The organism is Xanthomonas sp. DAR 34887, from assembly GCF_041245805.1.
Lineage (GTDB): Bacteria > Pseudomonadota > Gammaproteobacteria > Xanthomonadales > Xanthomonadaceae > Xanthomonas_A > Xanthomonas_A tesorieronis.
This window is the reverse complement of the sequence record NZ_CP162490.1, coordinates 4,524,295-4,539,336: the sequence shown is the minus strand read 5'-3', so window position 1 is coordinate 4,539,336 and position 15,042 is coordinate 4,524,295. Positions and strand designations below refer to the sequence as shown.

At 70.1% G+C, this 15,042-nt stretch carries 12 protein-coding genes; 8 read left to right on the top strand and 4 right to left on the bottom strand.

Translation table 11 applies throughout. From position 1 onward, the window contains the following. Positions 1-259 precede the first annotated feature (259 nt). Together AB3X08_RS19330 and AB3X08_RS19325 are read right to left on the bottom strand one after the other, a co-directional pair. Positions 260-3,166, bottom strand: coding sequence for a M16 family metallopeptidase (locus tag AB3X08_RS19330; RefSeq protein WP_369934429.1), 2,907 nt, complete (start codon positions 3,164-3,166; stop codon positions 260-262). A 297-nt stretch (positions 3,167-3,463) separates the two neighbouring features. Further along, positions 3,464-4,921: a cellulase family glycosylhydrolase gene (locus tag AB3X08_RS19325; RefSeq protein WP_369934427.1), complete on the bottom strand. Its 1,458-nt coding sequence runs from the start codon at positions 4,919-4,921 to the stop codon at positions 3,464-3,466. A 308-nt stretch (positions 4,922-5,229) separates the two neighbouring features. On the opposite strand from AB3X08_RS19325, the gene AB3X08_RS19320 reads away from it, so the two are divergent. Both AB3X08_RS19320 and AB3X08_RS19315 read left to right on the top strand, forming a co-directional pair. Continuing rightward, positions 5,230-6,873 carry a M28 family metallopeptidase gene (locus AB3X08_RS19320; protein WP_420018508.1) on the top strand — a complete coding sequence of 548 codons (1,644 nt, stop codon included), beginning with the start codon at positions 5,230-5,232 and terminating at the stop codon, positions 6,871-6,873. Continuing rightward, entirely contained in the window at positions 6,804-7,472 is a 669-nt protein-coding gene (locus AB3X08_RS19315) for a hypothetical protein (protein WP_369934425.1), read from the top strand. Before AB3X08_RS19320 ends, AB3X08_RS19315 begins: the two co-directional genes overlap by 70 nt. Before the next feature lie 13 nt (positions 7,473-7,485). Here AB3X08_RS19315 and AB3X08_RS19310 read toward each other — a convergent pair whose 3' ends face one another. Beyond that, complete coding sequence (locus tag AB3X08_RS19310) at positions 7,486-9,078, bottom strand: APC family permease (protein WP_369934424.1); 1,593 nt, start codon at positions 9,076-9,078, stop codon at positions 7,486-7,488. 278 nt (positions 9,079-9,356) lie between these two features. Here AB3X08_RS19310 and AB3X08_RS19305 point away from each other — a divergent pair, with 278 nt between their 5' ends. The 3 genes from AB3X08_RS19305 to AB3X08_RS19295 are packed head-to-tail and all read left to right on the top strand — an operon-like array spanning position 9,357 to position 10,438. Then, a complete protein-coding gene (locus tag AB3X08_RS19305) occupies positions 9,357-9,779 on the top strand; it encodes a hypothetical protein (protein WP_369934422.1) in 423 nt (140 codons plus the stop codon). Positions 9,780-9,789: 10 nt separating this feature from the next. Further along, a complete protein-coding gene (locus AB3X08_RS19300) occupies positions 9,790-10,239 on the top strand; it encodes a type II 3-dehydroquinate dehydratase (protein ID WP_369934421.1) in 450 nt (149 codons plus the stop codon). After that, positions 10,220-10,438, top strand: coding sequence for a hypothetical protein (locus AB3X08_RS19295; protein ID WP_369934419.1), 219 nt, complete (start codon positions 10,220-10,222; stop codon positions 10,436-10,438). Before AB3X08_RS19300 ends, AB3X08_RS19295 begins: the two co-directional genes overlap by 20 nt. A 228-nt stretch (positions 10,439-10,666) precedes the next feature. Here the strand turns inward: AB3X08_RS19295 and AB3X08_RS19290 are convergent, their stop codons facing one another. Then, positions 10,667-11,878: an FAD-dependent oxidoreductase gene (locus AB3X08_RS19290; RefSeq protein ID WP_369934417.1), complete on the bottom strand. Its 1,212-nt coding sequence runs from the start codon at positions 11,876-11,878 to the stop codon at positions 10,667-10,669. Between the two features lie 231 nt (positions 11,879-12,109). Between AB3X08_RS19290 and AB3X08_RS19285 the strand changes: the two genes are divergently transcribed. The 3 genes from AB3X08_RS19285 to AB3X08_RS19275 are packed head-to-tail and all read left to right on the top strand — an operon-like array spanning position 12,110 to position 14,597. After that, positions 12,110-13,393, top strand: coding sequence for a sensor histidine kinase (locus tag AB3X08_RS19285; protein WP_369938581.1), 1,284 nt, complete (start codon positions 12,110-12,112; stop codon positions 13,391-13,393). Further along, the gene (locus tag AB3X08_RS19280; protein ID WP_369934416.1) at positions 13,386-14,153 is read left to right on the top strand and encodes a LytR/AlgR family response regulator transcription factor; all 768 of its coding nucleotides are present in this window, start codon (positions 13,386-13,388) and stop codon (positions 14,151-14,153) included. Before AB3X08_RS19285 ends, AB3X08_RS19280 begins: the two co-directional genes overlap by 8 nt. 42 nt (positions 14,154-14,195) lie before the next feature. Beyond that, the gene (locus AB3X08_RS19275; RefSeq protein WP_369934414.1) at positions 14,196-14,597 is read left to right on the top strand and encodes a hypothetical protein; all 402 of its coding nucleotides are present in this window, start codon (positions 14,196-14,198) and stop codon (positions 14,595-14,597) included. Positions 14,598-15,042 lie beyond the last annotated feature (445 nt).

The window sequence follows — 15,042 nt, the reverse complement described above, 5'->3', positions numbered from 1 at the left end:
CCGCGAGCACCGGCCCGTAGACGTCGTCCCGACCTTGCACAGCTTGAATGTCGAACGACCGATGCGTGCAGCGCGCAACACTGGCTGCGATCGGCAGCGCGCTTGTGCGCGTGCCTCCAACGCGGGACTGGGGATCGGGCAGCATGTGCACCACTGCGGGCGCGTCGCCACGCCAAGACGTTTCGGCGTCGCGAGCGATCTGCCACGTACGCCGCCTTGCGACGCATGGCCGGGAACTCCCGGCCATGCGCGTGTCGCCTTACTGCTTGGCGGCGGCCTTGGCCTTCGCCTTGACCGGCTGGCCGTCGCTGTCGAGCACCTGCACCTCGCCCAGCTTCAGCGCGCGTACCGGCGCCTCGATCTGCTTGAGGTCGCCGACGATGACCCAGGTCATCGCCTGCGGCGCGACGATTTCCTTGATCGCCGCTTCCGCCGCGGTCTGGTCGATGCCTTCCAGGCGCGTCTTCAGGGTCTGCACGTAGTCGTCCGGACGCCCGTACTGGACGATGCTCTCGACCGCGCCCAGCACCGCGCCGGTGGTCTCGAAGCTGCCCGGCAGGGCGCGGATGCGCTGGTTCTTGATGTTGGCGATCTCCTCGGCGGTCAGCGGCTTGTCGCCGACCACGGCCTTGGCTTCCTTGAGGATCTCGGCGGCCGACTCGGCGGTCTTGTCGGTCTGCACCGGGGCGAAGAACAGGAACGGGCGCTGGCCCTGCGCGTCGAGCATGAAGCTTTGCGCGCCATAGGCCCAGCGCTTGTCCTCGCGCAGGTTCATGTTCAACCGCGAGGTGAAGGTGCCGCCGAACGCGCCGTTGGCCACGCCGATGGCGAGGTTGTTCGGCGCCTTGGTCGACGGCGCCAGCAGGCCGGCCAGGATCAGCGACTGCGGCGCGTCGGCACGGTTGATCAGGAACACGCGCGGCTTGGGCTGCGCGGCGACCTGCGACAGGGTCTTGCTCGGGCGTGCGGCCGCCGGCGGCTGCCAGTCGCCGAACGCCGCGTCCAGCTGCGGGATGATCTGCGCCAGGGTGGTGTCGCCGGCGACCAGGATGCGCAGGTTGTCCGGGCGCAGCCAGCCGTTCTGGAACGCGGTCAGGTCGCTGGCGCTCAGGCTCTTGATCGCCTTTTCGGTGCCGCTGCCGGTGAGCGGCACGCCGTAAGGGTGCTGCGGGCCGTACAGCAGCGGCGGCAGGGTGCGCAGCGCCAGGCCCTGCGGCTGGGTCTTCTCCTGCGCGATCGAGGCCAGCCACTGGCCGCGGATGCGCTCGATGTCCTCGGCCTTGAACGCCGGGTTGCGCACGATGTCGGCGAACAGCGCCAGCGACGGCGTCAGCTGGTCGTTGAGCGCGTCGAGCGAGGCGGTGCAGCTGTCCAGCTCGCACGCCACGCTGGTGATCGCGCCCAGGCGCTGGCGGCGCTGCGCCACTTCCACCGAATCCAGGCTGCGGGTGCTTTCGTTCATCAGCGCTGCGGTGAAGTTGGCGGTGCCGAGCTTGCCGCCCTGGTCGGCCGCGTAGCCGGCGTCGAACAGCAGTTCGACCTGGGTCACCGGAATGGTGTGGCGTTCGGCCAGCACCACCTCGATGCCGTTCTTGAGCTTGCCGCGCTGCAGCTGCGGGAAGCTCAGGCTCGGGAACTGGCTGGTCTCCGGGAGGCCGGCGGCGCGATCGACCTGGGCCTTGCCGACGCTGTAGCTGGCCTTGGCCGGCAGCGTGGGCGCGGGCTTGCCGTCGGCCGCGGGCAGCGGCTTGAGCGCCTTGTCCTCGGCCACCGGGTCGAAGCCGTCGCCGGCCGGCAGCACGGTCAGCAGGTAGTCGCCCTTGCCGAACCAGGTGTCGGCGGCCTTGCGCACGCTGTCCGCAGTGGCGGCCTGGGCACGCTGCAGGTCGTGCTGGTAGGCGCCCGGATCCTTGCGGTAGACCTGGCCCTCGGCCAGGATCGCGGCCTTGCCGGTGAAGCCGCCGACCTTCTCCAGGCCGCGCACGAAGCCGGCGCGGTAGCTGACCTGGGCGCGCTGCAGTTCGTCGGCGGTCGGGCCTTCGGCGAGGAATTTCTTCAGTTCGTCGGCGATGGCGGCCTCGACCTTGGCCGGGTCCACGCCGTCCTTCACGTCGGCGCTGATCTGCAGCTGGCTGGCCAGCGCGAACGGCTGGATGCTGGCCGAGACGTCGTCCACCAGGTTGTCGCGGTACACCAGGCGCTGGTACAGGCGGCTGGTCTTGCCGCCGCCGAGCACCGTGGTGGCCAGGTCCAGCTGCACGGCGTCGTCGCTGCCCAGCTGCGGCGCCACCCAGGTGCGGTAGATGCGCGGCTGCGCGACATGGTCGTGCTGCACGCCGCGGGTCTGCTTGGCCAGCGGGGTGATCCACGGCTGCTGGCGCGGCACCGGCTTGCCGGCGGGGATGTCGCCGAAGTACTGCGCGGCCTTGGCCTTGGCCTGGGCCACGGTGATGTCGCCGGCCAGCACCAGGGTGGTGTTGGCGGCGCCGTAGTTGTCGTGGAACCACTGCTTGACGTCGTCCAGCGAGGCCGCGTCGAGGTCGGCCATCGAGCCGATGGTGTCGTGCTGGTACGGATGGTTGGCCGGGAAGATGTTGGCCAGGATGTTCTCGTCCACGCGTCCGTACGGACGGTTCTCGCCCTGGCGCTTCTCGTTCTGCACCACGCCGCGCTGGGTATCCAGCTCCTTCTGCCCGATCGCGCCGAGCAGGTGGCCCATGCGGTCCGATTCCATCCACAGCGCCAGATCCAGCGCGGTGGTCGGCACGGTCTCGAAGTAGTTGGTGCGGTCGAACCAGGTGGTGCCGTTCATGTCGGTGGCGCCGACCTTCTCGAACGGCTGGAAATAGGTGCCCTTGTGGTTCTCCGAGCCTGAGAACATCAGGTGCTCGAACAGGTGGGCGAAACCGGTCTTGCCGGCCGGCTCGTCGCCGGAGCCGATGTGGTACCAGATGCTCACCGCCACCACCGGCGCTTTGTGGTCTTCGTGCACCACCACGGTCAGGCCGTTGGGCAGGGTGAAGCGGGTGTAGGCGATCTCCGGCGCGGTCGCCTTGGCCTTGGCCTTGGACGCCAGCGCAGGCGGTGCGGCGCTGGCCGGGGCGATGGCGGCGCCGACGCCAAGGGTGAGGATGCTGGAGATCAACAACGACAAGGGTCGAAGCATGGGCCGGGCCTGATGAGGAGAATGAGCCAGCATAGTGGGCGCACGCCGGGCTCGGAACGTGACTTATGGCACAGCGGCGGCGGCCAAGACGCGTTCTCCCGCTCGCCTTGCCGAGCGTCGGGAACCGGGAGAGAGTCGGTGGCGATGGACTTGCCGAGCGAGCCCGTCGCGAGCGATCGTCCGGCGCGACCCCGACGCACTCCCGCACCTGGCGTGGCCATCGAAAGCGCGGCGGGCGCGCTGCGTCGTCGCATTGTCACCGCGCAGTGCGCGCGGCGGCGCTTTCATTGCACGCGGTCAGCGCGCGGCGCAGAAGCCGAATTCGGCGGTGGCGCCGGGGGCCAGGGTCTTGTTCCAGTCCACGCCGGATGCCTTGAGCGTGCTGCCGGACTGCGACCAGGTGGCATTCCACAGGTTGTTGACGGTGCCGCCGATCGACAGGCTGACCGCCCAGTTGCCGCTCGCGCTGCCGGTGTTGGTCACCTGCACGCGGTGGCAATAGCCGGCGTTCCAGTCGCTGTCGACGATGGTCTTGGTGCTGAAGCTGGCGCTGCCCGGGGTCGGCGTGGGCGTGGGAGTCGGCGTTGGAGTAGGCGTCGGCGTCGGGGTGGGCGTCGGTGCCGGCGTGGTGCTGCTGGAATCGCCCCACAGTTTCTTCAGCAGGGTGACCTTGTCTGTGCGCACCGAGGACCAGTCGTCGTTGAGGATGCCGCCGGTGTCGCCGCTGTTCGGATTCCACGACCAGTAGAAGCCGCTGTGGATGCCCTTGCCGATCAGATAGTCGACCAGCGCGTTCTGCCACCTCACGTCCAGCGCATTGCCCTGGCCATACTTGCCGCCGAATTCGCCGAGCAGCAGCGCGTGGCCGGACTGCACGAACTGGCCGAAGTGCTGCTCCCAGATCGCCGGCATGTTGGCCGGGAAATTGGAGGCGCTGAAGTAGGACTGCATGTACACGTCCGGGCCGTACACGTGCGGCGCCAGCAGCAGGCGGTTGGCCGGGATGTTCAGCGCGGTGCAGGCCAGCGGCTCCAGGTTGCCGCCCCAGAAGTGGCCGCCGCTGCTGGAACAGGTCGCGTTCTCGCCGATGCCTTCGACCACGATCAACCATTTCGGCGCCACCTTCAGCACCGCGGCCGAGGCGCGCTCGGCGGCCTTGTTCCAGTCGGTGGCGGCGTTGCCGCTGCCCCAGGTGGCGGCACCATGCGGCTCGTTCTTCAGGTCCAGGCCGATCACGCCGGGCACGCCGGCGTAGCGTTTGGCGACGAAGGTGAGGTCGTCGAGCCACTGCTGCTCGCTGTAGGACGAGGTGTACCACAGCTCGGAAATCGCGTTGCAGTCCGGCGTGTGGTGATCGAGCAGCACGTACATGCCGCGGCTGCTGAGTTCGTTGATCACCTTGTCCATCACCTGCAGCGCGCTCAGGCCCTGCAGGTCCGGATTGAGGCCGTAGTCGATGCTGCTCGGCGCGGTGCCGTTCAAGGTCTGCGGGCAGAACGGCAGGCGCACCGCATTGAAGCCCAGCCCCTGCATCTGCGTGATCATGTCCTTCCAGTTGCGCGCCCACAGGCCGTGCACGCTGTGCACGTTGGTTTCGAAGCCGAACCAGTTGACGCCGCGCAGCTGCACCGGATTGCCGCTGTCGTCCACCACCTTGCCGCCGTTGATGGCATAGCTCCAGGCCGAGCCGCTGGCCGCCAGAAGCGCCGCGGCCAGCAGGCAGCGGGTGATGCGGGATTTTTTCGACGTCGACATCTCTCGTTCTCCTAAAACGGCCGCTCCAAGACGAAGCGGCCAAGGTGGGGGCGCAGGCGCTGCGCATGGCGGCCATCATCGGCAGCCGCTGCAGCGGGCGTCGTGATTGCCGGCACAGAAGGCCGGCTTGTCCACGGCCGCTGCGCATGCGCCTGGCGAGCGCGGCGATTAGAGCATGTGCGGATGGCAATCTGAGCAGCGCGTCACGTCTGGTTCGGCGGTGCCGACGCCGCTTGGCCGCTCGCTGCCGGCGTCGCTACACTCGGGCGGGTACATCCATCCAAGGGGCAAGAGTGAAGCGACCGATCATGAGCATGCTGGCGCTGGCGATTTCCGGCGCAGCGCTGGCGGCGCCGCCGTCCGCACCGGCGTTCGACACCCAGCGCATTTCCGCCGACGTCAAGACGTTGGCCTCCGACGCCTACGAAGGCCGCGCGCCGGCCACGCCGGGCGAGGACAAGACCGTGGCCTACCTCAGCGCGCAGTTCCAGGCCGCGGGCCTGCAGCCGGGCGGCGACCTGCAGGACGGCAAGCGCCTGTGGACGCAGGCGGTGCCGCTGCGCCGCGCCGACATCGTCGGCACCCCGCAGCTGGCGGTGGAGGCCGGCGGCCAGCGCCAGGCGCTGACCCAGGGCCAGCAGATCGCCGTGCGCGCCGCGCTCGACGGCAGCACCCAGGTCGCCATCGATGGCGCGCCGCTGGTGTTCGTCGGCTATGGGGTCAAGGCGCCGGAGCGCGGCTGGGACGACTTCAAGGGCGTGGACCTGAAGGGCAAGATCGCGGTGGTGCTGATCAACGATCCGGACTTCGAGACCGGCAAGGGCGCGTTCGACGGCAAGGGCATGACCTATTACGGCCGCTGGACCTACAAGTACGAGGAAGGCGCGCGGCAGGGCGCGGCCGGCGTGCTGATCGTGCACGAGACCGCACCGGCCTCCTACGGCTGGGCCACGGTGGCCAGCTCCAACACCAACAGCATGTTCGACGTGGTCCGCGACGATCCCAAGGCCGCCCATCCCACGCTCGAAGGCTGGATCCAGCGCGACCTGGCGGTGGACCTGTTCAAGCGCGCCGGCCTGGATTTCGAGGCCTTGAAGAAGCAGGCGCAATCGCGCGACTTCAAGCCGGTGGAACTGAAGGGCGAGCGGCTGCACGCCGACTATGCGGTGAAGTCGGAGGTGATCACCTCGCACAACGTGGTGGCGCGGCTGCCCGGCAGCGCCCATCCCGACGACAGCGTGATCTATACCGCGCACTGGGACCACATCGGCGTCGGCGCGCCCGACGCCAACGGCGACCGCATCTTCAACGGCGCGCTGGACAACGCCAGCGGCACCGCCTCGCTGCTGGAGCTGGCCCGCGTCTTCGCCAAGGGCCCGGCGCCGCAGCGCTCGGTGGTGTTCCTGGCGGTCACCGCCGAGGAGAAGGGCCTGCTCGGTTCGGAGTACTACGCGTCCAAGCCGCTGTATCCGCTGGCGCGCACGGTGGCGGTGATCAACATGGACGGCATGAGCCCGTTCGGCCCGTCGCGCGATTTCGGCATCTACGGCACCGCCAAGCTGGACCTGCTCGAGGACCTGAAGACGGTCGCCAAGCGCTGGGACCTGCGCTACACGCCGGACCCGAAACCGGAAGCCGGTTACTTCTTCCGCTCCGACCACTTCTCCTTCGCCAAGCGCGGCGTGCCGGCGCTGTCGTTCGCCGCCGGACAGGACTGGGTGGACGGCGGGATCAAGGCCGGCAAGGCCGCCTCCGACGACTACACCGCCAAGCGCTACCACCAGCCCGGCGACGAATGGCTGCCGAGTTGGACCTTCGCCGGCGCCGCGCGCGACCTGCAGGTGCTGTACACGCTGGGGTCGGAACTGGCCAATTCGCCGCAGTGGCCGAACTGGAGCAGCGACTCGGAGTTCCGCGCCACCCGCGACGCCAGCGCGGCGCAGCGCAAGTGAGCCAGGATCCGCTGCCGGGCGCCGACGTAGCGGCGGCGACGCCGCCGGCCGCTGCGTCCGGCACCGGCGCGGCGAGCGCGAGCCCGGTCGGGCCTGCGCTCGAGCGCGAACCCGAACCGCCCGCAACGGGCGAGGCAGAGGCGGCAAGCGCGGAGGCGGGCAACGATCCGCTGCCGCGCTGGTTGGTCTACGGCGGCGTGGTGCTGGCTTTCGTGATCGTTGGCCCGCCGCTGGGCACGCTGGTGGTCGGCTTGCCGGTCGCGATCGCGTGGACCTGGGGCGAGGGCGGCATCAGCTGGCTGCTGCTCCTGCTGCTGATGATGCTGTTTTCCTATCCGTTCGGCGCGCTGCCGGCGCTGTTGACCGGCGTTGCGGCCGCGCGCGCCTGGCCGGGGCTGCGCGGCTGGCGCGCGCATCTGTGCATCGGCCTGATCGGCGGTGGATTGTCGGCGCTGTGTACCGGCGCGGTGATCACGCTGCTGGACAGCGGCATGGGGCCGGCCTCCCAGGCCGGCATCGCGGTGGCGTTGTGCGCCCTGGCCGGTTGCGTCGGCGCCACGCTGCTCTCGCGCCTGCTGCAGGCGCTGCGCGGATCCTGAGCCGGCGCCGGCCTCAGCCGGCGCTGGCCTGCTGCAGCGACGGCGTGCGCCAGCCGGCACGCACGCCCCAGAAATAGAAGCCCAGCGCGACCACGCCGACCACGATCAGGTCCGGGCCGTAGGACAGGTAGCCATGGCCGCCGAAGGTGGTGCTGCCGGCCCACGATAGCAGCGCGATGGTCGGCAGGTAGGCGATCAGCCAGCTGGCGCCGCGCAGGTTGTTGCGCAGGTCCTTCCAGCCCTGGCGATGCTGGTAGTAGGCGTACACCGGCAGCGCCACCAGCATCAGCAGGATGATCTCGCCGGTCAGCGGCCAGCGCGCCCAGTACAGCAGTTCGGTGGCCAGCACGAAGGCCGCGGCGGCCAGCACCGGCAGGCCGAAGATGCGCAGCGGACGGTGCATCTCCGGCGCGTGCTTGCGCAGCGCCATCGCGCTGATCGGGCCGGTCAGGTAGGAGATGATCGTGGCCACCGAGATCACCGCCGCCAGCGTGCCCCAGCCGCGGAAGAAGAACAGGAACAGGTAGGACACCGCCAGGTTGAAGAACATCGCCGGGCGCGGCACGCCCCAGTGCGGATGCAGCTTGCCCAGCACCGCCGGCAGCGTGCCGTTGCGCTCCATGCCGTAGATCATCCGCGCGGTGGTCGCGGTATAGGTGATGCCGGTGCCGCTGGGGCTGACGAAGGCGTCCACGTACAGCAGCATCGCCAGCCAGTGCAGGTTGACGATGATCGCCAGTTGCGCGAACGGCGAGCGGAAGTCGATGCCGTGCCAGCCGGCCTTGGCCAGCAGTTCCGGCGGCACCGCGCCGATGTAGGCCACCTGCAGGATCAGGTAGATCACCGTGGCCAGCGCGATCGAGCCGAGCACCGCGAACGGGATGCTGCGCCCAGGGTCGCGCGCTTCGCCGGCCAGGTTCACCGGGCTCTGGAAGCCGTTGAAGCTGAACACGATGCCGGCGGTGGCCACTGCGGTCAGCACCGCGGCGAAATCGATGGTATGCGTGCCGCCATGCAGGCCGACGCTGAAGTTCTCGCTGTGGAAACCGCTGGCGATCAGCGCCACGCCGGTCAGCGCCGGCACCACCAGCTTGAACACGGTGATCAGGCTGTTGGAGCGCGCGAACAGCTTCACGCTCCAGAAGTTCAGCAGGAAATACACCAGCACCAGCGCCGCGGCGATGTACAGGCCCGGCACCGACAGCTCACCGGCGCCGCCGGGCTGCTGTACGTACAGGTCCTGCGCCCACTGCCACGGCCACGAGGCCATGTACTGCACCGAGGCCTCGGCTTCGACCGGGATCACCGACACGATCGCGATCCAGTTGGCCCAGCCGGCGATGAAGCCGACCAGCGAACCGTGCGAATAGTGGCTGTAGCGGACCATGCCGCCGGACTCGGGGAACATCGCGCCCAGTTCGGCGTAGGCCAGCGCGATGGTGGTGACGATCGCCGCGCCCAGCACCCATGCCCAGATCGCGCCAGGGCCGGCCAGCCCGGCGGCGCGCCAGGCGCCGAACAGCCAGCCGGAGCCGATGATCGAGCCCAGACCGGTCAGCATCAGGGCGAATGGGCCGACGTCGCGGCGCAAGGCGGTTTGGGTCATGGAAGGTTCCTGGCGGCGTCGGCAGCGGGAAACCGGGGATGATCGCAGAAGCGGCCGGCTGTCGCACGGCCGGGATTCGGGATTGGGGATTGGGGATTCGCAAAAGCGATGGGTCGCGAAGTGGGACTTCACCGGCTCGCGTCATGCCAATCCCGAATCCCGAATCCCCAATCCCGGCATTTCTTACGCAAGCTTTACGCGGCAAAGGCATGGCGCAATGGCGCGCTTACGCGGCACAGGCCTAGAGTCTGCGGCGTCCTTTCCGTTGGATGTGTTCCATGTCGATTCTGGTGATCCAGGGCCCGCACCGCGATGCGCCGGCCATTGCCGTGGCGCAGCGCCTGGCCGGCGCGTCCGGCGCGCGCGTGGTGCCGGTGGCCTGCGCCGATGCGGCGCAGATCGTGGCGCGGCTGCAGCAGGGCGCGCACGACGAGACCGAACTGGTGCTGCTGGACTCCGGCGAGTTGCCGGCCGCGGACCTGGCCGATCACGGCGCGCACCTGCGCGCGGCGCTCGATGCGCTCGGCCATCCCTACATCGAAGTGCACGACGCCAGCGCGCAGGCGCTGGAGCCGCTGCTGCATCCGCGCCACGCGCCGCTGCTGACGGTGATCGCCAACGGCGCGCTCGCCGACAGCTATGCGATCGCGCTGGGCGTGGCCGCGCGCCATCTCGGCGCGCGCGCGGCGCTGGCCAACTGAGGGCGCCGCCATGTCGATCCTGTTGTTGCGCGGCCCGGACTGCGTGGCCGGCCATCGCGGCCGTCCGGCGCGCATCGCGCCGCGGGTGATGCGGCAATTGCTCGCGCAGGCCGGCCGTGCCGGCAAGACCCTGGCGGTGCGCGGCTGCGCCAGCGAGGGCGAACTGCTGCACGCCCTGGCCCAGGCCGACGCGGCGGCAGTGGAAATGCTGCTGCTGGATCCGGGCGCGTGCTCGGACAGCGCCGCCACCGCCGTGGCGGTCGCGCAGCTCGGCCGGCCGTACGTGGAAGTGCACGACGACGCCTGCGACCAGCGCGAACCCTGCCTGTGCGCGGCCTCGCGGCAGCGCGTGGGGCAGGTCGGCGGCTATTGCGCGCAGAGCTACGCACTGGCCTTGTCGATCGCGCTGGAACACCTGGGTTGCAACGGCTACGAAAGCGATGTCCACGTCGGCACCTGAGCGCGCGCGCCACTACCTGGCCGACTACGACGCCTACAGCTACGGCCAGCGCGTGGCCTGGGGCACGCTGGCGCACAGCTGGGACGCCGCTGCGCCGCTGGACCCGCAACGCCTGCTGCAGCAACTGCGCGCGCAGGCCGCGCAGCGGCATGGCGTGGACAGCGACGAGATCCGCATCCGCAGCGTCAGCCGGCTGTAGCGCGCACGGATGCCGATTGGTCGCCGCGGCGGCAAGCCGACCGCGTGCGGCCACGAGCGAGGCGCATGCGCCCGCCCTCGAATCGATGCGATGGGCGCCTGGCGTGGCAAGCGAACCAGCGCGCTGCGGCGTGCAGGCGGCGTAGCCATCGACCGGCGGCTGCAGTTGCTGCGAACCGAAACCGCGGCCGTCGCGACGTGGCAGGCGCGCCGCGTGACACGGCGCGGCCTACGCGAACAGTGCGGCCAGCCGCGCCACCGCCGCCTCCGACGCCGCACGGTCCGGAGTGGCATCGGGATTGCCGAAGTCGCCGTCGGCCTGCGCCTGTACCAGGATGCCGTCGCGACGCGGCACCACGTTGAGGTTGTGGCCGCGGTAGACCAGCCCGTAGGTCACTTCCGGCTGCGGCACCAGCCGCGCGGTCTGTCCGCGCACCGGCACCAGGCTGTCGTCGCCGAGCAGGGCGCGCGCGCCGTAACCGGTGGCGTTGACCAGGGTCTTCTCGCGCAGGTCGGCGAACTGGCGCGGGCTTGCGAACTCGCGCGTCTCGAGCTCGCCGCCGGCGGCGAGGAAATCGTCCAGCAGCAGTCGCGCATAGGCGCTGATGTTGAACACCAGTTGCGTGTAGCGGCGCACGTGCGCCACCGGGAACGGATGCTGGTCCGGCGCCAGCGGCTGCGAATGCGGCCCCAGGTCGGGCAGATACTGGTCTTCCAGCGACGGGTAGTCGGGTTCGCCGTTGCCGCCATGGCCGCTGGGCTGGTCGAACGGCACATCCGACAGCACGTAGCCGTCGCGCCACTCGATCGGGTCGCCGGGCAGGCCGAGCAGGTTCTGGTACATGTCGAACGAGGTGCGCGCCATCTGTTCCCAGCGCCGGCCGAACTCGGGCGTGGCGTAGGCGCTGGTGCACACCCGCGAATCCGGCGACCACACCCCGGTGGCGAAGGAGGAACGCACTTCCGGCGGACGTTCCCTGGCGTAGATGCGCACGCGCAGCCCGGCGCGCTGCGCGACCAGCGCGGTGGTCAGGCCGATCGCGCCGCAGCCGATCACCGCCAGGTCGGGCTGGCCGGTGGCGCGCGCCAGCTGCGTGGCGATCGCCGCCGATCCCCACGACAGCGACCAGCCGCTGCCGCCATGGCCGTAGTTGTGGATCACGGTCTTGCGGCCGATGCGCTCGGCCTCGATGCGCGGCCCCTGCGCGCGGAACGGACGCGTGCACGCGTGCAGCGCGACGATGCGGTCGGCGCTGGCGCGGATCGGCGCCAGTGGCGCCGGCGGTGAGAACGCAGTGGGGGCGGGCGCAGTCGGCAGGATTGGCAGGGTCGGCGCCGGCCGCGGCAGCGCGGCGTCGCGCGGCGTGCGTGCGAACAAGGGCCCGGCGCCGAGCGTGGCGGCGGCCAGTGCGCCGTTGCGCAGGAAGTGTCGTCGGTGCATGCCGGGCTCCTGATCGTGACCGCCAAGTCTAAGCGAGCGTGTGCGCACGCGTCGCCGCCGTATGCCCGCGACAGCCACGCGCGCAAACGCAGCGCCGTCTGGTCGCCGACGCCGCGGTTTGGCGCCGCTGATCCGAGGTTCCGTCCGCGCTTGCATGGTTCTGTCGCAAGGGGGCTGGCGGCCTGCGCTGCCGCGGCTATGCTCGCGGCCATGTCACCGATCCCCGCCGCCATGTTTTCCAGCGTGTCCCTGATCCTCCGCCTGCTGTGCGCCTGGGCCGCGGCGGTGATCGTCGCCGGCTTCGTCTGGAGCGGCCTGTTCTACGGTATGGAAGACCGGCCCGGCTGGTTCTTCGGCCTGCTGGCGATGCTGCTGATGCTGTCGGCCTTGGTCGCCGGCATCACTCATCTACGCCGGGTCTGGCTGATCGCCGGGCGGCTGGACAACGCCACCTTGTCCAGCCGCCAGCGCCGCCAGATCGAGATCCCGCTGGACACCCGCGAGGCGTTCGCGCTGGTCGATGCGGCGGTGCGCGAACTGCCGCGGGTGGAAGAGGTCGAGAGCACCGCCGACAGCCTGCAGGTGCGCGCCAAGGTGCGCCGCATCGATCCGTACAACGGCCGCACGCCGTCGCGCTGGAATTTGGCCGCGCGCTTCGCGGTCAAACGCAATCAGGTCCTGGCGACGCTGACGCCCGGCGCCGGCACCAGCAGCCTGACCCTGCTGCTGGAACCCGACGCCAGCGCCTGGATCGACCTGTTCGCGGTCGACGAGGGCAGCAACTACGAGAACGCCGAGGCGCTGAGCCGCGCGGTGGCGCGCCGCGTCGCCGAGTCGCGCCGCGACGAGCAGGCCGCCGCCAAGCAGGCGGCCACCGACCAGGAGCTGACCGTGGCGCGGCTGAATCTGCTGCACGCGCAGGTCGAGCCGCACTTCCTGTACAACACGCTGGCCAGCGCGCAGGTGCTGGCGCGCACCGATCCGCCGCGCGCCGACCTGATGCTCGGCTATCTGATCCAGTACCTGCGCCGCTCGCTGCCCAGCGCCGAGGCGGCGCTGAGTACGCTCGGCGAAGAACTGGAACGCACCCAGGCCTACCTGGAGATCCTCAAGATCCGCATGGGCGCGCGGCTGCAGCTGGAACTGCAGGTGCCGGAGGCGATGAAGACCCTGCCGCTGCCGTCGATGATGCTGCAGACCCTGGTCGAGAACGCGATCAAGCACGGCCTGGAACCCAAGCCCGGCGGCGGCACGGTCTGGATCCTGGCGCGCGCGTTCGACGACCACGCCACCATCACCGTCGCCGACGACGGCCTGGGGTTCAACAGCCAGTCCAGCGGCACCGGCATCGGCCTGAAGAACCTGCGCGAGCGCCTGCGCCTGACCTATGCCGGCGCCGCCACGTTCGCCATCGTGTCCAACTTCCCCAGCGGCGTGGCCGCGACGATCACCTTGCCGTATCCCCCGCACCCTTCGACACCACCGCCGCTGCCGGCAGGAGCGCGACATGGTTGACGCGATCGTCGCCGAGGACGAAGAACTGTTGCGCAGCGCGCTGGTCGCGCTGCTCGGCGAGGTCTGGCCGCAGCTGCGCATCGTCGCCGAATGCGAGGACGGCGCCAGCGCGCTGGAGCGCCTGGCCGAGCACCAGCCGGACGTGGCCTTCCTGGACATCCGCATGCCCGGCCTGAGCGGCATCGAGGTGGCGCGCGCGCTGGGCGAATTGAGCCCGCGCACGCAGGTGGTGTTCGTCACCGCCTACGACCAGTACGCGATCGATGCGTTCGAGCAGGGCGCGGTGGACTACCTGCTCAAGCCGATCGCGCGCGAACGCCTGCAGGCGACCGTGCAGCGGCTGCAGGCGCGCGCCGCGCAAGGGCCGGACGTGGCGGTGCTGGATGCGCTGCTGCAACGCCTGGGGCAGCGCCCGCCATCGCCCGCCGCGCCGCCGCCGCTGGCCTGGATCACCGCCACCAGCGGCCGCGAGACGCGCTTGATCCTGCTCGACGACGTGGTCTATTTCCAGGCCGACAACAAATACACCACGGTGCTGACCCGCGACGGCGAAGCGCTGCTGCGTACCCCGCTGCGCGAACTGCTGGACGTGCTGGATCCGGCCGCGTTCCGGCAGGTCCACCGGTCCACCATCGTCAACCTGAAGGCGGTGGCCTCGGTGGTGCGCGACGACACCGGCAAGGGCCGGATGAAACTGCGCCACCGCGACGAAGTACTGACCGTCAGCCAGCCGTACATGAGCCTGTTTCGCGGCATGTAAGCGCCGCCTCCCGCATCTCCGCACTGGACCAAGGAATTCGCCATGCGTCTGCTTTCCGTGTTGTGGTCGTGCCTGCTCGGCATCGTCGGATGCCAGGGCCACGCCAACCTGGACCTGTCCACCAGTGCCCACCGCGAGACGGTGGTGCATGCCAGCGAGGACGGGGTCGCGGTGATCTTCAGCCGCACCAGCTACCGCGGCGGGCTGGCCACGTTCCGCTGCGTGGACAGCCGCAGCGGGCGCTGCCACTACCAGATCTACGCCGCCTGCGCGGCGCCGGCCGCCGCCGGCAGTGCCGCGGCGGCATCGTGCGCGCCGCGCATGCTGCAGGAGTTCGACCTGCAGGTCGGCCAGCGCCGCGACATCGGCGGCCTGCCGCGCGACTTCGGCCAATGCGTCGCACCCGAGACACCGTCCGCGCCGCAGCCGTGCGCGCGGGGCTGAGCGATTGGTGTCGAGGGAGTGCGGGCTGATTGCCGATACCATCGCGATCAGAGTCGGCGCGTCGGCTCCGCCTGCTGCTTGGCCCGGATCGCTGGATGACTTCGTTCGTCGCGACTGAAGTCGCTCCCACAAGGGAGCGCGCGGCGAGCTGGCTAGGTGCACTGTGGGAGGGACTTCAGTCCCGACTGCTCCGAGGCGGATAGCCCAATGGCTTCGTTCGTCGCGGCTGAAGCCGCTCCTATAGGAAGCTCACTGCCTACTCGCCGGGTGCACTGTAGGAGCGGCTTCAGCCGCGACAGGTTGCCGAAGGTACCGCGATATCGGCCCTTCTTCTCGCCCCATTTTCTGTCGCGATCGCTTCTGGAGCCCGATAACTGGACAGCTCCGCTCGTCGCGACTGAAGTCGCTCCCACAAGGGAGCGCGCGGCGAGCTGGCTGGGTGCAC